Annotated in this window: 21 protein-coding genes and 3 pseudogenes; 8 read left to right on the top strand and 16 right to left on the bottom strand. The window is 56.0% G+C overall.

Translation table 11 applies throughout. From position 1 onward, the window contains the following. Positions 1 to 28: 28 nt before the first annotated feature. The 7 genes and pseudogenes from ACQ86N_RS03080 to ACQ86N_RS03050 all read right to left on the bottom strand — a co-directional run. Positions 29 to 670: pseudogene (locus ACQ86N_RS03080) on the bottom strand (carboxypeptidase-like regulatory domain-containing protein); the annotation flags it as partial. A gap of 144 nt (positions 671 to 814) precedes the next feature. Next, on the bottom strand, positions 815 to 1,351 hold the full coding sequence (locus ACQ86N_RS03075) for a RagB/SusD family nutrient uptake outer membrane protein (protein WP_431217960.1): 537 nt from the start codon (positions 1,349 to 1,351) through the stop codon (positions 815 to 817). Positions 1,352 to 1,367: 16 nt separating this feature from the next. Beyond that, positions 1,368 to 2,258, bottom strand: a complete 891-nt coding sequence (locus ACQ86N_RS03070) for a RagB/SusD family nutrient uptake outer membrane protein (RefSeq protein WP_431213894.1) — start codon at positions 2,256 to 2,258, stop codon at positions 1,368 to 1,370. Positions 2,259 to 2,313: 55 nt separating this feature from the next. Further along, on the bottom strand, positions 2,314 to 3,195 hold the full coding sequence (locus tag ACQ86N_RS03065; protein ID WP_431213893.1) for a hypothetical protein: 882 nt from the start codon (positions 3,193 to 3,195) through the stop codon (positions 2,314 to 2,316). Then, a complete protein-coding gene (locus tag ACQ86N_RS03060; protein WP_431213892.1) occupies positions 3,105 to 5,594 on the bottom strand; it encodes a SusC/RagA family TonB-linked outer membrane protein in 2,490 nt (829 codons plus the stop codon). Before ACQ86N_RS03060 ends, ACQ86N_RS03065 begins: the two co-directional genes overlap by 91 nt. A 37-nt stretch (positions 5,595 to 5,631) precedes the next feature. Further along, positions 5,632 to 6,792, bottom strand: coding sequence for a FecR family protein (locus ACQ86N_RS03055; RefSeq protein ID WP_431213891.1), 1,161 nt, complete (start codon positions 6,790 to 6,792; stop codon positions 5,632 to 5,634). A 43-nt stretch (positions 6,793 to 6,835) separates the two neighbouring features. Next, on the bottom strand, positions 6,836 to 7,402 hold the full coding sequence (locus ACQ86N_RS03050; RefSeq protein WP_431213890.1) for an RNA polymerase sigma factor: 567 nt from the start codon (positions 7,400 to 7,402) through the stop codon (positions 6,836 to 6,838). Positions 7,403 to 7,537: 135 nt separating this feature from the next. Here ACQ86N_RS03050 and ACQ86N_RS03045 point away from each other — a divergent pair, with 135 nt between their 5' ends. The 3 genes from ACQ86N_RS03045 to ACQ86N_RS03035 are packed head-to-tail and all read left to right on the top strand — an operon-like array spanning position 7,538 to position 9,762. Then, the gene (locus ACQ86N_RS03045; RefSeq protein WP_431213889.1) at positions 7,538 to 8,404 is read left to right on the top strand and encodes a hypothetical protein; all 867 of its coding nucleotides are present in this window, start codon (positions 7,538 to 7,540) and stop codon (positions 8,402 to 8,404) included. Further along, complete coding sequence (locus tag ACQ86N_RS03040; RefSeq protein WP_431213888.1) at positions 8,385 to 8,744, top strand: hypothetical protein; 360 nt, start codon at positions 8,385 to 8,387, stop codon at positions 8,742 to 8,744. Before ACQ86N_RS03045 ends, ACQ86N_RS03040 begins: the two co-directional genes overlap by 20 nt. A 55-nt stretch (positions 8,745 to 8,799) precedes the next feature. After that, the gene (locus ACQ86N_RS03035) at positions 8,800 to 9,762 is read left to right on the top strand and encodes a hypothetical protein (protein WP_431213887.1); all 963 of its coding nucleotides are present in this window, start codon (positions 8,800 to 8,802) and stop codon (positions 9,760 to 9,762) included. A gap of 82 nt (positions 9,763 to 9,844) precedes the next feature. Here the strand turns inward: ACQ86N_RS03035 and ACQ86N_RS03030 are convergent, their stop codons facing one another. The 9 genes and pseudogenes from ACQ86N_RS03030 to ACQ86N_RS02990 all read right to left on the bottom strand — a co-directional run bounded on the left by ACQ86N_RS03030 (position 9,845) and on the right by ACQ86N_RS02990 (position 15,315). Beyond that, positions 9,845 to 11,674, bottom strand: coding sequence for a glycoside hydrolase family 30 beta sandwich domain-containing protein (locus ACQ86N_RS03030; RefSeq protein WP_431213886.1), 1,830 nt, complete (start codon positions 11,672 to 11,674; stop codon positions 9,845 to 9,847). A 98-nt stretch (positions 11,675 to 11,772) separates the two neighbouring features. Beyond that, the gene (locus ACQ86N_RS03025; RefSeq protein ID WP_431213885.1) at positions 11,773 to 12,147 is read right to left on the bottom strand and encodes a metallophosphoesterase; all 375 of its coding nucleotides are present in this window, start codon (positions 12,145 to 12,147) and stop codon (positions 11,773 to 11,775) included. Continuing rightward, entirely contained in the window at positions 12,102 to 12,329 is a 228-nt protein-coding gene (locus ACQ86N_RS03020; RefSeq protein ID WP_431213884.1) for a hypothetical protein, read from the bottom strand. The genes ACQ86N_RS03025 and ACQ86N_RS03020 overlap by 46 nt, the downstream gene beginning before the upstream one ends. Before the next feature lie 8 nt (positions 12,330 to 12,337). Next, complete coding sequence (locus ACQ86N_RS03015; RefSeq protein WP_431213883.1) at positions 12,338 to 12,829, bottom strand: hypothetical protein; 492 nt, start codon at positions 12,827 to 12,829, stop codon at positions 12,338 to 12,340. Between the two features lie 168 nt (positions 12,830 to 12,997). Next, a complete protein-coding gene (locus tag ACQ86N_RS03010) occupies positions 12,998 to 13,828 on the bottom strand; it encodes a helix-turn-helix domain-containing protein (RefSeq protein ID WP_431213882.1) in 831 nt (276 codons plus the stop codon). A 78-nt stretch (positions 13,829 to 13,906) separates the two neighbouring features. Further along, positions 13,907 to 14,275 carry a hypothetical protein gene (locus tag ACQ86N_RS03005; protein ID WP_431213881.1) on the bottom strand — a complete coding sequence of 123 codons (369 nt, stop codon included), beginning with the start codon at positions 14,273 to 14,275 and terminating at the stop codon, positions 13,907 to 13,909. Positions 14,276 to 14,306: 31 nt separating this feature from the next. Further along, positions 14,307 to 14,549: pseudogene (locus ACQ86N_RS03000) on the bottom strand (SDR family NAD(P)-dependent oxidoreductase); the annotation flags it as partial. A 34-nt stretch (positions 14,550 to 14,583) separates the two neighbouring features. Beyond that, positions 14,584 to 14,736 (bottom strand): annotated as a pseudogene (locus ACQ86N_RS02995) (short-chain dehydrogenase/reductase); the annotation flags it as partial. A gap of 108 nt (positions 14,737 to 14,844) precedes the next feature. Then, entirely contained in the window at positions 14,845 to 15,315 is a 471-nt protein-coding gene (locus tag ACQ86N_RS02990) for a hypothetical protein (RefSeq protein ID WP_431213880.1), read from the bottom strand. Positions 15,316 to 15,381: 66 nt separating this feature from the next. Here ACQ86N_RS02990 and ACQ86N_RS02985 point away from each other — a divergent pair, with 66 nt between their 5' ends. From ACQ86N_RS02985 to ACQ86N_RS02965, 5 genes are all read left to right on the top strand, one after another. Next, positions 15,382 to 15,600 (top strand): hypothetical protein, encoded by a 219-nt coding sequence (locus ACQ86N_RS02985; protein WP_431213879.1) that lies wholly within the window; start codon positions 15,382 to 15,384, stop codon positions 15,598 to 15,600. After that, entirely contained in the window at positions 15,588 to 16,730 is a 1,143-nt protein-coding gene (locus ACQ86N_RS02980; RefSeq protein WP_431213878.1) for a hypothetical protein, read from the top strand. Before ACQ86N_RS02985 ends, ACQ86N_RS02980 begins: the two co-directional genes overlap by 13 nt. Positions 16,731 to 16,862: 132 nt before the next feature. Next, entirely contained in the window at positions 16,863 to 17,258 is a 396-nt protein-coding gene (locus ACQ86N_RS02975) for an ABC transporter permease (protein ID WP_431213877.1), read from the top strand. A gap of 88 nt (positions 17,259 to 17,346) precedes the next feature. Further along, positions 17,347 to 17,580 (top strand): ABC transporter permease, encoded by a 234-nt coding sequence (locus ACQ86N_RS02970; protein ID WP_431213876.1) that lies wholly within the window; start codon positions 17,347 to 17,349, stop codon positions 17,578 to 17,580. After that, positions 17,580 to 18,266: an ABC transporter permease gene (locus ACQ86N_RS02965; protein WP_431213875.1), complete on the top strand. Its 687-nt coding sequence runs from the start codon at positions 17,580 to 17,582 to the stop codon at positions 18,264 to 18,266. Before ACQ86N_RS02970 ends, ACQ86N_RS02965 begins: the two co-directional genes overlap by 1 nt. Positions 18,267 to 18,280: the final 14 nt, after the last annotated feature.

The following is an 18,280-nucleotide window of genomic DNA, read 5'->3' as shown; positions in this document are numbered from 1 at the left end:
TCGTGATCTGGACGACGCCGTTGGCGGACCCTGCGACGCCGTAGATGCCCGTGGCGGACGCGTCTTTCAGGATCGATATGCTGGCGATATTGTTGACGTCGAGGGTAGCGATATTATATCCGACGATGCCGTCGACGACGTACACCGGGTTGGCGTTGCCGCTGAGAGACGTAAAACCGCGGACGAGGACCTGAAAATCCTGACCCGGCGCGCCGTTGAACTGCTGGACCTGAACGCCGGCGGCCTTGCCTGCCAGCTCCTGCATGACGTTGACGATGGGTCTTCCTCTGGTATCGCTGAGGTTGACGGTGGCGATGGAGGAGGTGACGTCTTTTGCCCGTTGCGTACCGTATCCGATGACGACGACGTCGTTGAGCCCGGTAGCTTTCGAGCTAAGGGTTATTGAAAGACCGGCCGATTCTTTTTCGATCTTCATCTCCCTGTCTTCATATCCAACAATAGAGAAAACGATGGTAGCGCCCCTGTTGACGCGGATGGTGAATGCCCCGCCGGCATCCGTAGTGGTGCCTCCCGTCTCGCCCTTAATGCTTACCGACACGTTCGACAGCGGCGCACTGCTATCGGAGAGGACCTTACCGCTGACGGTCAGCTTGTCCTGCGCAAACAGATAATGGGATGTACTTAGAAGGAGGAAGAAAAGGAAGAACAACTTCCTTTGTAGCGGCAAAAATGCAAATCGCTTTTTGACATGGCAGCTCAATTGGTTAAAAAAAATTGCTTATTTCTAACTTGAGCCGCGTGAAGAGTAATTACCCTTAGTCGGTTTGTAAATTTTTTTAACTGCCTGGAGCGTTCAGTATCCGGGGTTTTGCGAGAGATTCGGGTTGTTATCCCTGTCTGCCTGGGGAATGGGATAGAGAAGACGGTTCGGGGTCACCTGATAGCCGAGGGAGACTCCTTTGCCGTCGACCTGGCCATTCATAAGGTCAATCGTGTACTGTGCGCCAAAACGCAACAGGTCATACCAGCGTTCGCCTTCAAAGGCCAGCTCGAGTCTCCGCTCGTTGAGGATGGCCAGCGCCACGTCGGAGGGCGAGCTTACGGTGACCGGCGCCAGGCTGACTCGGGCGCGGATGGCGTTGACCAGCGGAATGGCATCGCTGGTGCGTCCCAGGGCGTTGAGGGCCTCGGCCTTCAGCAGGATGATATCGGCCAGACGAAGCAGCACGAGGTTGTCTCCGCTGCCGCCACTCCAGCCTCCGGTAAAATTTCGGCCGATCTTCCATATATAAGGTATCGTGTCTGTTGCTCCATAGTGCGCGGGACTCGTGACGGGGTTGGCCGTGCCCGGACCGTTGTAGGCCCATGTGACCGAGGAGGCGAAGCGAATAGAATCGCCCGCCGCCCTAAAGGCTTTTACGATGTCCTGGGTGGGTGGAGCGAATTTCGTCCAGTACTGGGTCAGTGGAGAGGGTGGCAGGATCAGGCCCTCGGCGTATCCGTGGGTAATGGTGCCAGCGGTATGCTGCAGTTCGAAGATGGACTCGGCGCTGTTCTTGTGCTGGCTGTCGAATAGCCAGTCGAAATTGGGGAGCGATGCGATAGCCGGCCGTCCCCGTGCCGCCATAAGAGGGCGGCAATACCCGGTTGCAGTAGTCGAGACAATTGGTATAGTCGCCTGTTTGCGCATAGACCTTGGCCAGGACCGCCTCGGCGGCGCCTTTTGTCGCGCGGCTATGGCTGGAGGCCCGGTCGGCATAGGTCACGGGCAGCGCGGCTTCGGCGTCTTTGAGGTCCGCGATGATCTGCGCGTACACGCTGTCGACGGGGCTCCGGGCCTTCAGCGTATGCTGATCGCTGACGATGGTGTGCAGCTGCAGGACGACGGCGCCGTAGTTGCGAACGAGGTGCGAATAGTGATAGGCTCTTAAGAACTTCGCTTCGCCGAGGATCTGCGCCTTGCGCGTTGCCGTCAGCAAAGCATCGGTAATCGCCGGAACGTTGTCGAGGACGCTGTTGCAGGCTCCGATGTCCATATATAGCTCGTACCAGTCTTCGGAGATCGGCTGGTTGTCGGTCGCTACGGACGTGAAATTGTCGATCGCGTCGATATCCGGGGCGCTCCCGCCGGAATAGCAGTTGTCGGCCCGGACGTCGCCGTCCAGGAGATAGTTCCAGTTATAGTACCAGTAGACGCTGTTGGCCATCAGCGAATAGGCGCCTACGATGGCCGCCTCGGCGTCGGAAGCATTTTTGAAATCCCCCGAGGAGACGGCGTTCTGCGGCGTCTGGTCCAAAAGCTTTTTTTACAGGCGCAGGCTCCAATCAGCATCAGCACCACGATATATCTTTTCATAACGATACATTCAAACCAAAAGTTATCGATCTCGCCTGAGGATAGGTGCCATGGTCGAACCCCTGCTGCGTGGCCAGGTTGGCGGTCGTCGCCGCACTTACGACGTTGGGGGTCGTGGCCACATTCAGCTCGGGCGAATAGCCCTTGTATCCGGTGATGATCCACATATTCTGCATGGTCAGGTATAGGCGCAGGCCACTCATACCCGCGCACCGGACCAATTTGCTGTTGAAATTATACGCCAGCGTGATCTGTCTGAAACGCAGGAAGGACCCGCTCTCCACCCAGCGGGAGGAGATGCTGTAGTTGGGCACCGAATTGGCCGGCGCCCCGCTGCCATACATTGCCCTCGGGATATCGGTGATATCGCCAGGCTTTTTCCAGCGCCTCAGCACCCGGGTGGTCTGGTTGATCATATCGGTCATATCCTCGGTCTCCATCCGTGTCGCGTCGAAGATCTTGTTGCCGTGTACGCCGTCGACGAGCAGATTCAGCTCGAAACCGCGATAGCTGAGCATATTGGACAGCCCGTAGGTAACCTTCGGCAGGGCGCTGCCGATAAAGGTGCGGTCGTTGTCCGGGTCGATCCTCCCGTCCTTGTTGAGGTCCCTGAAATTGATGTTGCCCGTCTGCGGGTTGACGCCGTCGTTGATATAGCCCCAGAAGGAGCCCAGCGGCAGGCCGCTCTTTACGATGCCCGCGTTGCCCCCGATGTCCTGGATATAACCGGTCAGGATAGGCGAAGTACCGACCGGCAGGCTCACGATATTCGTATTGAAGGACATGTTCAGGCTGCTGGTCCATTTGAATCGTTTGCCTTTGACGACGTCGGCGGAAAGCAGGAACTCAAAACCCCTGTTCTGGACATAGCCGGGCATATTCTCTTCTTTGTGCTGACGCCGGTGGACTGGGGTTGCGGTACGTTGAGGATGAGGTTGTGCGTCCGTTTGATATAATAGTCCGCGGACAGGCTGACGCGGTTGCCGAGCACGGCGATGTCCAGACCGGTGTTGAGCTGTTTGGTCTCCTCCCATAGCAGGGCGGGATTGCCCGCCTGGCCGCTGGGTACGGTCCCGGTGACGGGGTTGGCGCCGTTGAAAGCGTAGTTATTGCCGCCGTTGAGCTGGCTGTACGAGGGATACAGGTCTGCGGGGAGGTTGCCCGTGGCCCCCCACCCTGCCCTGATCTTGAGGTCGCTGAGCCAGGTCAGGTCGCTGAGGAAATTCTCCTGCGACGCCCGCCATCCGGCCGAGAAGGCGGGGAAGTTCGCCCATTGATTGCGGATCCCGAGTTTGGACGAACCGTCTCTCCGGACGCTGGCGCTGAACAGGTATTTGTCGTCGTAGGCATAGTTGAGCCGGCCGAAAAAGGACTCGAGGGTCCAGGCGTCGGAAAAAGTCTGGTTCAGCGTATAGGTGGAAGCCGCGCTCAGCACTTGTATGGAGTAGCTGGGGAAGCCATAGCCGCTCTGCGAGGAAGAGTGGTCCTGCTGTTTGGAGGCGCTGGTGCCGGCGATGATGTTGACCGCGTGTTTACCGGTCTTCCTGTCGAATGTCAGGGTGTTGTCCCATATATAACGGAAACCCTCAGCCGTATAATAGCTGGCGATACCGCCGAGTTGCCGGGCGACCTCGGAGAGCCGGGGGTCCTGATAGACGGTCTGGTAGCCGTTCTCCAGCGTGATGCCCAGCTGCGACCGCCAGCTGAGATCGAATGGCAGTCTGGCCCGGACATAACCCGTACCGAGCAGGTTGTTGCCGATGGTATAGTTGTTGGTCCCGTAGATATCGCCCATTGGATTGGGGAGGGCCTGTGAAAAGGCGCTGAAACCGTATGTGCCGTCCCCGTTGGTATTGTAAACGGCGCTAAAAGGCGGCGTGTTCAGGGCGGAGAGGACGAAGCCGTTGTACTGCGCGCGCTGGTTGTCGTATACGTCGTGGTAGCCCGTCCGGTTGTAGGAGATATGCGCGCCGGCCGACAGCCAGGGCGTCATCTGGTGTCCGATATCGAGGGCGGTCGAATAGCGTTTGTAGTTGGACGTGACGGCGATACCGTCCTGGTCGGTGTAGCCCAGTCCGAAATAGACCGTGCCCTTGTCCCCTCCGCCGGAGAATCCGGCGTTGATACCCGTCATCGGCGCCCGGCGGTAGACCAGGTCCTGCCAGTTGTTGTTGTTGGCGTCGACCAGGGAGTCGAGGATCGAAAAATTGATATTGCCGGCGTTAACCTGCTCTTCCGTTAAGAGGGAGGCCAGTTGGCGGCTGTCGAGTAGCCTGATCTTTTTTGTGATCTCCTGCGCCCCGGTGTAGGTGTTCAGCGTTACCCTGGCTTTCCCGCGGATGCCTTTCTTTGTCGTGATGAGCACGACGCCGTTGGTGCTGCCCGCGGCGCCATAGATGCCGGCGGCCGATGCGTCTTTCAGGATGCTGATCGAGGCGATCGTGTTGGGGTCGAGCATATGCGTGTCGTAGGAGACGACGCCGTCGATGACGTATAGCGGCTGTGTGTTGCCCGTAAGAGAGGCGATACCGCGGACGAATACGGTAAAGTCGGCGCCGGGTTTGCCGGATGGCAGAAGCACCTGGATGCCGGGGACCTTGCCGGCGATGACCTCGGCGGCGCTGACCACGGGGCGTACGCTTACGTCCGATACCCCGACGGTGGAAATGGCGGAGCTGATATCTCTTCTGCGCTGGGAGCCATAGCCGATGAGGACGATATCGTCGAGGGCCGTGTCGGTGAGATGCAGGGTTATTTTGAGATCCCGGCGCCCTTCGACCTGGACCTCGGTCCCTTCATAGCCTACGCTGCTAAAATGAAGCCGGGCGTGTTCGGGCACGTTGAGGGTAAAATCGCCATTGGCGTCGGTCGCGGTTGCCCTGGTGCTGCCCGCAAGCGTCACCGTCACTCCTGCCATGGGTCTTCCGCTGCTGTCCGTCACGTGGCCGTGTACGTCCGTGCCGGTGGGCGGCGGCGGGCTATCCTGTTTGCGTTGCACGACCACTGTCTTTGCGACGATGGACCAGGTGAGCGGCTGGTTTTTGAATACCTGTTCCAGGGTCTGGTCCAGCGGGAGATGGTTTATCCGGATATCGACGTTCTTCGTGCTGTTGAGCACTTCGTCCGTGTACAGGAAGGAATATCCGGTTTGCCGGGTGATCTCCCTGAAGACTTTTTCAAGGGGTGTATTTGTTATAGACAGAGAGACCTTTTGGGCGTAAACCCTGGCGCTGACCTGCAGGCAGGCCGCGAGGACCAGGAAAGCAGTTAGTTTCATAATCAGCAATCATTTGACCGGCACGGGAATCACTGGCTTATGGTTTTACAATAATCTTCTTTTTATCGATGGTGAAGTGAACGGCGCCGGTGAGTTCGAGCATTTTGAACACCTCGGACGCGTTGGCGCTACGGGATATGGTTCCTCTGAAATGTTCGTTTGGTCTTCCCTGGTATTCCACGTCTACGTCATACCAGCGGACTATTTCTCTCATCACGGTTTCGATCGAAACGCCTCCAAACTGAAAAACGCCGTTCTTCCAGGCTACCGACTCACTGGGGTCTACGTCGAGCAGTCTGAAAGACTCCGATGACCTGTCGAGACGCGCGGCCTGTCCTGGCTTTAGCAGGTGTGCCACCACGCCGTTCGTCACTCTGACGCTGCCTTCGAGAAGGGTTGTCCGGATCTCGCCCTCGTCTTCATAGGCCATTACATTAAAATGCGTGCCAAGAACGTTGACCTGCATATTGCCCACCATGACCCTGAAGGGTTTGCCGGCGTTGGCGGCCACCTCGAAATAGGCCTCGCCGTTGAGCCTGACGGTTCTTTCTGCTCCTGTAAATGCGGTGGGGTAGGTCAGCGACGAAGCCGCGTTGAGCCATACTTTGGTGCCGTCGGGCAGGACGACCTGGTACTGGCCGCCGCGGGGCGTCTGGATCGTATTCATTTCCGCGGCGGGGTTGGCTGTGGCGATATTATAGCGGAGCTGGCTATCCTGTTTGGCGATAAGGGTGCCGGCTAGTTTCTGGATGATCCCGTTCTTTGCCGCCGCAAGGTTGATCGTGGAGCCATCGCCAAGGGTCAGCGTGGCTTTATTGGTGCCGGGCAGCAGGTCGTTGTGTGTGACCGGCGTTGCGGCGACGGGTGTGCGCTGCGCTTTGTTGTTTTTCCAGAGATACAGACCGGTAATGCTGACGGCGATGATCGCTGCTGCCGCGGCCATCCACCGGATATATAGGCCAATGGGACGGGATCTGTCCTCGGGTTGATCCTGAGTCTCCTCGTTGATGGCGGCCAGTAGCCGGGTCTTTATGCGGGTCCGGACATCGTCTTCCGTAGCCCGCTCGGGCAGGAGCACCTCTTCGACTTCGTCTTTGTCCGCTGAATCGAACCACTGGTGCAACAACGCCTTCTCCTCTTCGGTAGCAGTGCCCGAAACGAAACGGTGAGCCAGTTCAGCCAATTGCGTTTTATCCACGGCGGTCCTTTTTATAGTTGAGTTGTACAGCAAAGCTTTACCCTTAGTCAGAAAAAATAAAAAAAGCATGGTCTTTCAGCCTATTGCGGATCAGGCGTAGCGCCTTTGTCAGGTGGGCTTCCGCGGTCTTGACCGAAATATTGAGCCGCTCGGCGACCTCGGGTATTGGTTGATCCTCTAATTTATTGTAAATGAATACGAGGCGGCATTTCTCGGGCAGCTCGTTGGCCTGTTGTTTGACGATCTCCAGCAGCAACTTGTCGTCGATCAGCATCTCCAGGGCCACGCCTTCCGTCTGGCGGCTGCCGGCGATCTCTTCTTTCTTTGTCCGGCGCTTTTCATTGGCCATGTAGCGATAGACGGCGTATCTGGTAATGGCGGCGAGATAGGGGGCGGGCTCATCGATCCGGAGTGTCCCGCGTTTTCGCCAGATGGTAAGAAAGACGTTCTGGACGATCTCTTCGGCGGCCTGGGAAGACTTGAGGCGTTTGTGCGCGATATAGTAAAGTTTGTTCCAATAGCGGTCATACAGCTCCTGGAAAGCGGAGGCATTGTCCTGCTGTAGCAAGCGCAGCAGCTCATTATCGTCGAATGCCGTGCAATCGTTCATGTCTACAAAACTATCCAAATGTAGACAATAAAAAATGCCCCGCCAAAAGGCGCTGTTTCGCTAAAACGCTGCTAAACTGTAAAAAGAGGGTTTCGTACTAAGGGTAATTCGATGTCGCGCGACTCATGTGTTGGTATGAGGATAACTCTTTTTGTTCTTTTGATGTATGCGGTGGCGGCCGTTGGCCAGCCGCTGGAGAAGACGACATTTCAAACGGGTGGTGCGTGGAAGCCGACTACGGATACGCGGTCCGACGTGGCGATCGTATATGGTGTTTCCGACCGGCCGGGCATGAGGTTTGAGCAACGCGTGCAGTCCTGGCGGGACCGGGGTTATAAAGCGGCTTTTATGACCGGTATCGCCTGGGGCGGATATCAGGACTACTTTACGGGTAAATGGGATGGCAAACCCCATTTTGACGAGGGGCAGAAAGAGCAGAATGGCGATACGATCTGGCATGGTCATCTGACGCCTTACATTGTGCCGACGATGAATTTTTTGAGTTATTTCAAGGAGAAGGTCATCAGGCGCGTGATCGACGCGGGCATCGACGCGATCTATCTCGAGGAGCCGGAATACTGGGCACGCGCGGGTTACAGCGAGGCGTTCAAAAAGGAATGGAAGGACTATTATGGATCGGACTGGCGTCCGCAGCACGAGTCGCCGGAGAATACCTGGCTGTCGGCCAGGCTGAAATATCATTTGTATTACCGCGCGCTGGAGGAAGCCTTTACCTACGCGAAGGCTTACGGAAAAACCAAAGGCATGAATGTGCGCTGTTATGTGCCTACGCATTCGCTGCTGAATTATTCGCTGTGGCAGATCGTGAGTCCTGAGGCGAGTCTCGCCTCATTGCCGGTGGTGGATGGATATATCGTACAGTCGTGGACGGGTACGGCGCGGGAGCCGAACTATTTCAACGGGGTTGCCAGTGGAGCGGACGTTCGAAACCGCTTTTCTGGAGTATGGCTGTATGCGATCGATGACGGTACCGACCGGTAGGAAACTGTTTTTTGAGAACGATCCGGTCGAAGACGTACGCCGCGACTGGAGTGACTATAAAAAGAACTATGAGACGACCTTTACGGCGGAGTTGTTCTATCCCGATATCGACAATTATGAGGTGATGCCCTGGCCGGATCGCATTTTCGACGGGCAGTATTTTGTCAATCGAACCAGTAGTGAGAAGGCGCCGATGCCGAAGTCGTATTCGACGCAGCTGCTGGTAATGATCAATGTGCTGAACAAGATGCCCGTTTCTTCGAACAAGACTTCGGGGACCCAGGGTATCAGCGTGCTGATGGGCAATTCGCTGATGTTCCAGCAGGCTGCCTACGCATGACAATGGGAAGGCCTTTGAGGATCCCTATTTTTCCAATTTCTATGAGACTTCGGGGATGTTTCATCGTTATGCAACCAATCCGAAATTGTCCGATCCGTTGCTGTCCAATTTTTATGGGGAGGCGTTGCCCTTCCTGAAGCGGGGTGTGCCGGTCAATATCGTTCATCTGGAAAATGTGGGGTATGAGAAGGCGTTCGCCGATACGAAGCTGTTGCTGATGTCGTATTCGAATATGAAGCCGCTGGATGACAAGGCGCATGTGGCGCTGGCGCGGTGGGTGAAGAATGGAGGGGTGATCGTTTATTCGGGACGGGACGACGACCCGTTTCAGACGGTGAAGGAGTGGTGGAATTCCGGTGGCAGGGACTTTGCCTGCCCTGCGGATGATTTGTTTGTTCTTCTTGGTCTTGGCCGAGCGCCGAAGGAGGGGGTATATACGGTTGGGAAGGGGAGTGTTTGTGTTCTTCGCAGAGATCCAAAGGAGTATGTGCTGGAGGCGGGCGGTGATTCTGTGCTGCGGGCGCGGGTGGGGCAGTTTATTCCTGTGGACTATAAGAATAGTCTGTATCTGCGGCGCGGGCCTTATGAGATCGTGTCGGTGCTGGATGAGGGGGAGGATAAGAAGCCGTATACGCTCCGGGGGAAACTGATCGACCTGTTTGATCCTTCACTGCCGGTGTTGACGGAGAAATCGGTGTCGCCCGGGCAGCAGGCCTGTTTGTATAATATCTCGCTGGTGCCCGACCCGGGTCGGCCGCAGGTGCTGGCGTCGGCGTCGCGGGTATATGAGGAAAAGGTCTCGGGGAAGTCATATTCATTTGTAGCGAAGGGTCCGGTGAATACGACGAATGTGATGCGGGTGTTGCTGCCTTCCCAGCCGCGGAGGATTGTGGTGACTGACTCGGCCGGTAAGCCGGTGAGTGAAGTGAAGACGTCGTGGGATGGGGTTGGGAAGACGAGTTTTATTGGTTTTCCCAATAGCCCGGATGGGGTGGGGGTGAAGCTGGAGTGGAGGTAGGGGGCCCCACGACAGGGGCCCCACGGTCCTTATTGGTTTACTTTGAACGATTCCCACCCCGAAGCGGTGGTCCGGTTGCAGGTCATGGCCTGCTGCCCATTTTCGGAGGAAACAAATTTTGCGTTGTTGCCCTGCAGCGTGATGGTGCCATCGGCGTTGACGGCCCAGGTGAATTCCTCCCAGTCACTATAGGCGGCCCGGTTGCAGGTGATGGGCATCGTCCCGTTCTCGCTGGACACATATTTGCCCATGCTCTGGAGCGCGACTTTGCCGTTGCCGGCGTCGACGACGAGGAATTGTTCCAGGTGCCGGCGGTGGTGCGGGTACAGGTCATGGCCTTTGTACCGTTCTCCCCGCTTACGTATAAATTATTAAACCCTTTCAGCGTGATGGTCTGGCCGATCGGGGGACCCGAAGTCCCATTCGATGGGGTACCGGTCCACGTGAAAGTGGCAACGGCTCCGGCGGGCAGCGCATAGGTGAAGGACTCTCCACCCCATTTGATCTTGAACGACTGGCTCGACGAGGCGGTATTCAGCGCCACGACGACCTTTGAGCCGTCGGGGTTTTTGAAGGCGACGTTCTGGATGCTCGTCGAAAACGTATTGGAGGAGATCCGCAGCGCACCCGCCTTTACGAACTGGGAGGCATGAGCTACCGTATAATAAGCGGTATTGCGCGTATAGCTGTTGCCCGAGATCGTCACCGCACCCAGACAATTGCCGCAGCCGCCGCTGGTATGCGGATTGTAGTTGGGATCGGCCGCCAGGTTCCATTCCAGCACGACGCGGCTCCAGTTGCGCGGCGCGCCGATGATGAGGTTGTTGACATGCCAGGCGAGGTCGCCGCCAAAATTGCCGGGGCCACCGATGTATTGTTCCGTGAAATAAACATTCTTGTTCGGGTAGGCATTGTGTACTGTCGTCATTGCGCTGATATCGCCGCCGTACAGGTGGAACGCCGAACCGTCCACATAGGGATTGGCGCCGGCATCACCCAGCACCGCCTCGGGATAGTCCGGCCGGTCGCAGTTGTGGTCATAGGCGATGATCTTTGTGCTGATCCCGTTGGCCGCGAACTGAGGTCCCAGATTGTTTTTGATGAAATTGGCCTCTTCCGCCGCCTGCATCGTCATCGACGGGTTGTTATAGGGATTCAGCGGTTCGTTCTGCGGCGTGATCGCATAGATGCTGATCCCCTGCGCCTGCATGGCCTGGATATATTTTACGAAGTAGCGCGCATAGGCGTCGTAATAAGCCGTGTTCAGGCTACCGGCAGTGAAGCCGCCGTTGCCGCCGACGCCGGTCTTCATCCATACTGGCGCTGTCCAGGGCGTCGCCAGGATCTTTATCGAAGGGTTGATCGCGACGATCTTTTTCAGGACCGGAACGAGGTCCGTCATTTCCGGCGCAATGCTGAAGTGCGTCAGATTGGGGTCTGTCTGTCCCGACGGCATGTCGTCATAGGTAAAATCCGACGAGCTGAGATCGGAGGCCCCGATGGATACGCGCACGAAGGCCGATCCGACGTGTCCGGCAGCGGTAGAGAAGATGTCGTTGAGAAAGGTACTCTGATTGGCGCCCAGCCCATTGATCAGGGAAGCGCTCCCGCCGGTCAGCGCATATCCAAAGCCGTCAATCACCTGGTAGGTGGTGGCCTCGTCGACGGTCACGGTGATGGGGTTGCTGCCGGCGTCCGCGGCGAAATTGATGCTCGTCTGCTGTTGTAAGAGTTTGGATTGGTCGGGGGTCGTCATCCATACGCTGACCGTTTCATTGACGGCGCGTGGAAGAGTGGCGACGGGACCGGGATTATTGATCGCGGTGACTGCGGTATTGTCGCGTTTACAGGAAGGGATCGCAAAGGCAAGGAGCAGCGCCAGCAGGCCTGCTGATGTCGTTTTGACTCTCATGTGGCAAGGTTTTAGAACCAAAATCGACAACAACCGCGCCAGCAGACGGAACCGCACTACGCTAAAACTCCTTCAAGGTCAAATTTGGTTATTGAGTATCAATGGCGCTGGCCCTTTTTCAGCGTGATCACCGCCACTTCCGGCCACATCCCGATGCGACCCTTTAACCCCAGGAAGCCAAAACCGCGGTTGACGTAGAGAAAACGATCTTTTTGACGGTAGAGGCCGGCCCATTGCTTATACACATATTGCACAGGACTCCATTTGAAACCAAACAGGTCGACGCCGAACTGCATGCCGTGCGTATGCCCAGACAGCGTAAGATGGATATGCTGGTGATGCTCGAGCGTTACGGCATCCCAGTGTGAGGGATCGTGTGACATCAGGATCTTGAAAGCGTCATCCGGCACGGTGGCGGTGGCCTTTTTCAGGTCGCCGTATTTGTGGAAGCCGCCCTTACCCCAGTTCTCCACCCCGAGAAGGACAACGGACTGACCATCTTTTGGAGGGTGATCGCTTCGTCCTGGAGAAGACGGAAGCCGATCTCGGTATGCACCTGTTTCAACTGGCGCAGATTGGCTTGTTTTGCGTCGGGTGTCTCCCACTGGATATAGTCACCGTAGTCGTGGTTCCCCAGGACCGAAAATTTTCCCATGGGAGCTTTTAGTCCGGAAAAGCGGTTATCCATCTATCCATTTCGGAGGCCTTGTTGTTGACGAGGTCGCCGGTGAACAGAATGACGTCGCTCCGCTGTGCATTGACCAGGTCGAGCCCTTTTTGTACGCCGGCCGCGTTGGTAAAGCTGCCGGAGTGGACATCCGTGATCTGTGTGATGGTAAATCCGTCGAAAGCCTGCGGCAGATCCGGGAAATGGATCGTTTCACGCCGTACGCGATAAAAATGCCGCCCTCGGGTAATGCCGAACAGTACGAGAAGGAATAGCGCCGCGGCCACGGCCAGGGTCAGCTCGCTCACCCAAACCGCCCTTGGCGGGAAACCCCGGAACAGGCGGACAAGATCTTCGGCCAATAGGATCGGAGCCGAAAATAGCCGGGGGATAAAGGCCAGCAGCATCAGTCCCATCATCCAGGTGATCAGGTGCTGCTGCAGGCGGGAGCCCCGCCGGATGAAAATGCCGGTGATAATACCGGTCATTATCAATGGGTCAATCAGCCAATATACCCACGAAAGGGTGTCGGAATGTACGAGGGTCCTGACGGCCTGGTAAAAATAAAGGTCGGCGCAGAGCCAGATCAGGAGGATCAGGGGAAGTCTTTTTTGCCATATCTAAGGAAGACGATCGAACGAAAGAAATATTTTAAATCAATTAAAAGATCGTCTGAACTCCAACGGTGAAAGGTTGGTTTTTGTTTTAAACAATTTGCTAAAAGACTGCGGGTGCTCAAACCCCAGCTCGTACGCTATCTCACTCACAGACAGGCTGGTGATGGACAGCTTCTCTTTCGCTACTTCTATCAGCTTGTTATGGATATGCTGCTGGGCGCTGAGGCCGGTCAGTGAACGCAGCATGTCGCTCAGATAGCTCGGCGATAAGTTCAGCTTTTCCGAAAGCGACTGTACGGTGGGTATCCCGTTGTTCAGTGAGTGTTCGAAGTATTCGTCAAGGACAGATGCCAACTGCTGCAGCAGACCGTTGCTGATCGCTTTGCGGGTGATGAACTGGCGTTTGTAGTAGCGATTGGCGTAGTTCAGCAAGAGTTCGATCTGCGCGATCACGACGTCCTGGCTAAAATCGTCTATCCTGCTCTTCAACTCCTCTTCGATCAGCTGAAAAACGGAGATGATGGTTGCCTTTTCGGTATCCGACAGATGCAGTCCTTCATTGGCTGAATAAGAGAAAAAGCCGTATCGTTTGATCGTCGCCGCCAGCGGGTAATTCCATAAAAAATCCGGGTGTATCAGCAGTGTATACTGGGAACACTGGCCGGTGTTGTCTTCGCCATGGCCGCCGATGATCTGGCCGGGAGAAGCGAATAAAAGGCCGCCTCCATCAAAGTCATAGTAGTCCTGTCCGTATCTCAGCTTGCCGCTGAGCCGGGGCTTGTAAGAGATCTTATAAAAGCTCAGCACATGGGACTGGGACAATACGCTGCGGTCGACCGGGGTATGGGCGCCGTTTATGAGACTGATCAAAGGATGCAGGGGCCCTGTAAACCAAAGGCCCGGTGCGCATCCGATAACGATTCAAATTTATGAAGCTGATTTTTCATTTTACTTTGTTATTTCGCCCTGTGCCGAGGCGGAGACCTCCTGCCAGGCTTCCCAGCCGGCCAGGCGCTCGGCGTATACGCCCCGCACCCATGGTAAACTCTGGCTGCCGAGAAAGAAGCGCAGCGGCGGATTGTCCGAATCCACGATCCTGAACATAGCCTCCGGCGTCGCATTGGGGTCGCCTCTTTCCAGGCTTCCGAGGCGTCCGAAGAACTGCGTCTTAAAATCACCGTAGATGTCCAGGCCTGACGCGAATTTCAGGGATTCCTGACTTCCAAACTCGGTGGCATAGGCGCCGGGTTCTATGATCGTTACTCTGATACCAAATGGTTTGACCTCCTTCTGCAAGGCTTTCGTGAATCGCTTCAAAAGCCCATTTTGACGAACAGTAATACCCGATCACCGGTAGTGTCACGTGGCCCAGGCTGCTCGATACGCCGAGGATACGGCCCCCACCCTGTTGCCGCAGCAAGGGCAGTGCAGCCTTTATAACAGAAAGAGGACCGAAAATGTTCGTATCGTATAGGGCCTGGACGTCGCCGGCACTGGATTCCTCGATCGTACCGACGAGTGAATATCCGGCGTTGTTGAGGACGATATCGAGCCTTCCGAAGCTGGGCGTGTGCCTGCCCGACGGCCTCATTCACCTGGTCGGGGTTAGTCACGTCGAGTTGCAGCGTCAGGACGCTGTCTCCGTACTTCTGGTTGAGGTCTGCGATGCTTGCCAGATTGCGTGCTGTAGCTGCGACCCTGTCGCCACGCCGGAGTGCGGCCTCGGCCCAGATGCGTCCAAAACCCCGTGATGCGCCTGTAATGAACCAAACTTTCATATGTTGTATTTAAATTTTGATACAACAAAGTTCGGGAGGCGCCGGTGGGTGGTTGTAGCTTAACCGGGGGAACTTGTAGCCAAAATGAGGGGGCTTGTGCTCAGGCCGCTACATCTCATATTTGGGCACTTTATAATACCTGTAGGCATTCCAGGCGATCGGGATCCCGAACAGGATGCCAAAACAGATCCAGTTGATATACGCCTTCGGAAGGCTGAAGGGCCACCTGGGAATGAAGAGAGGCAGTATGACCTGTTCAAACACTACATTGACGAATATGCCATAAAGGATGCCGATCAGGTACTTGTTAAACCGCAGAAGCCTGACCCTGGGAAAGACCCAAAAGAAGAACAGGGTGAACGAAAAGGCGATAAAATAGTGAAAGAAAAGGCCCAGTGCGGCGATCCATTCGTTACCCGGAAACGCGTTGTCCCTCCCGACGGCCACGGATGCGATGCCCTTGAACATCTTGTCGGCGAATTTTCCGGAATTGATCCATTGCGAGGTAAAGGCGTAGAGCAGGTCGGTCGTCCCAACGAAAAGCCCCGTGAGAAGCACGGCCTTAAAGAATCTGTTCATAGTGTTTTATATTTACCATCAAAACTATCCGGACTCCGCTGGAACTCACTGTCAAAAGCCGTTCAAATGCCGTCCAATTCACAAAACGAACACCGGCTGGTCAAGATCTGCCTGGCCGAAGCGTGTAGCCGGGCCGGGCTTCCCGTCCCCGGTGACCTGATACAAAGAGATATGGTCGCGCTATGCGATACTATCGAGTCAAAGACCGGTGTAATGATCAGTCTGTCAACGATCAAGCGCTTGCTCAACGGGCAGTTTGCCCGGATACCCCAGTGGCTACGCTGAATGCTATTGCCGTTGCGGCGGGGTATGTGGATTGGAGGGATTTTACCAGGGCGAACGCTATTTTGGAGGAGGACCCCGCCGGCAAGCAGCCCGCCGTCATCCAGCAGCCCGCCGTCATCGGGCAGCCCTCCGTCATCCAGGAGCGCGCCGCCGGCCCAGGGAAAGTTCATCGCAGCCGCCGGCCGGGGCCGCGGTTCAAGGCCCGCGTCCTCATTGCGGGAGGCGTCCTGATCCTGGTCCTTCTGGGAACCTTTGCGATCCTGATGTCCGGCAAGCCCGGTCCGGCCAATACCGGCAAAGCCCATTTTTCCGCCACAAAAGTTACCGGCAACGACATCCCCAATACGGTCATATTCAACTACAATGTGGACTCGGTAGAGGCGGACAGTTTTTTCATCCAGCAGTCCTGGGACCGCAACCGCAGAGTGCAGGTTTATAAACATTCCTATACTCTGACGGATATCTATTACGAGCCGGGCTATCATACCGCCAAACTGATAGCCGGTGACAAGATCATCAAGACCGTGCCGGTCAGCATCCCAACAGACCGCTGGCTGTTCTATGCGATAGAGTACAAGCCCGGCAGCCGGCCGCAATATATCACGCACCGGGATACGGGCATGCTCAGGCTAACTGTCGACGAGCTGCTGGCGAGTCATATCGACCCGCAAAAAAACAATGTGTATTGCAATACCTGGTTCCCCTCCGACATCCGGTATAGCAGCGACAATTTCACGCTGAGATGCAGGGTCAGGATAAAGCCGGTGAACAATGAATCCTGTCCGTTGCTGATGTGCGAGATCTATTGTCAGCATAATTTCATGTACTTCCGAAGTACCCCAAAAGGCTGCACCGGCATCCTGGCCGCACAATTCGGGGAGAACGAACTCAGCGGCAGGACCACCGATCTTTCGGGACTGGGCGCCGATCTTCGCGACTGGCGGGACCTGGAATTTACGGTACGGGAAAAGAAGGTGAGTATCCTTATCGACGGCAGGAAGGCTTACTCGAATGCGTATGCGGAATCGGCCGGCCTGATCACCGGGATTGGTTTTATATCGAATGGGATCTCCGATGTCCAGTTCGTGCAACTGAGGACGGCTGATGGGCGGGTGATATACAGCAGGTAAATGTCTGCCACCGCACACCATCTATTCCAAAACCGAACAGTCCCACCGGGACAAAGCATCATAGTCTATTGAAAAATAGCCTGTTACCAATCTGGCATGCTATTTACGCCGTCCAGGCACATCCCCTCCATTATGCTAAAAAACTATCTCCGCATTGCCTTCCGCAATCTCTGGCGGCACAAGGGCTTCAGCTTTCTTAACATCATGGGTCTTACGATCGGTATGTCGGCCTGCTTTCTCATCTTCCTGTATGTGACATTTGAGCTCAGCTATGACCACTTCCATTCCAAAGCCGACCGGATTTACAACATAGTAACGGACATCAACAATCCCTCGGAAGTCCTGCACTTCAGCGTCGCGGCGCCTGCGATGCCGGTGGCAGCCAAAAAGGATTTTCCCGAGATCGAGAAGCAGGTGCGCTTTAGTCCGGGCAATATACTGGTCCGCCGCGGGGAGATCAAGATCCAGGAGGAAAATATGGCGTTTGCCGACTCGACCTTCTTCGAGGTATTCGATTTCCCCTGCTGAAAGGAGATCCCCTAACCGCCCTGAAGGGACCGCTGACGGTGGTTCTTTCGGAGACTGCGGCAAAAAGTATTTCGGCTCTGCCGATCCGATGGGACAGCAGTTGACGGTATTCGGCGACAACCAGCTGGCGACCGTCACAGGCATCATGAAGGACATGCCGGAGAATACCGAGCTGAAAACGGATATGCTGATGTCGATGTACAATAGTCAGAGAGACTCCACGAGGGACAAGAATTGGGGAGGATTTGGGGTCATGGCCTATTTCCTGCTGAAGCCCCACACGAGTCCGGAGGCGCTGCAAAAAAATTCCCCGCTTTTCTAGTGGACCATATCGGCAAGTTCATGAAGGACAACAACCAGACCTATACCTATATACTCGAGCCGCTGAAAGACGTCTATCTGAAGTCGACACCCGGAAACGCCAGGGGCAGTCTGACGAATATCTATGTCTTCAGCATCGTTGGGATCTTTATCCTGCTGATCGCGGCGATCAATTTCGTGAATCTGTCGACCGCCCGGTCTACGGAAAGGGCCAAAGAGGTCGGGATACGCAAGGTGATCGGAGCGGAACGACGTCAGCTGACGGCGCAGTTTCTCGGCGAGTCGGTGATCCTCTGTCTGATCGCATTCGTACTCTCGGTCGGCGTATGCGCGGCGCTGTTACCCGCCTTCAATTTTCTGGCGGGGAAGACCATCAGTACCGGGATACTCGATCACCCCAGCTATATTCTTGCCCTGCTGCTGATCGGTCTGGGCATCGGGCTGCTGGCCGGCATCTACCCTGCCCTGGTATTGTCCGGTTTTCAGCCGATCATCGTCCTAAAGGGGCGCTTTGCCACAGGGACACGCGGGATGCTCCTTCGAAAAGGGCTGGTGATCTCGCAATTCACTATTTCCATCGGGCTGATCGCGGCCACCCTGCTGGCGGGCTACCAGCTCGAGGTATATGCGGCAGCAGGAACTCGGGTTCTCCAAGCAGCAGGAGTTGGTGCTGGACACCCACGGTGACGACCACCGGATCG

The sequence above is a fragment of the Puia sp. P3 genome (assembly GCF_050632245.1).
Taxonomy (GTDB): Bacteria; Bacteroidota; Bacteroidia; order Chitinophagales; family Chitinophagaceae; genus Puia.
The sequence above is the reverse complement of the archived record's forward strand: the minus strand, read 5'-3'. Positions and strand labels throughout refer to the sequence as shown.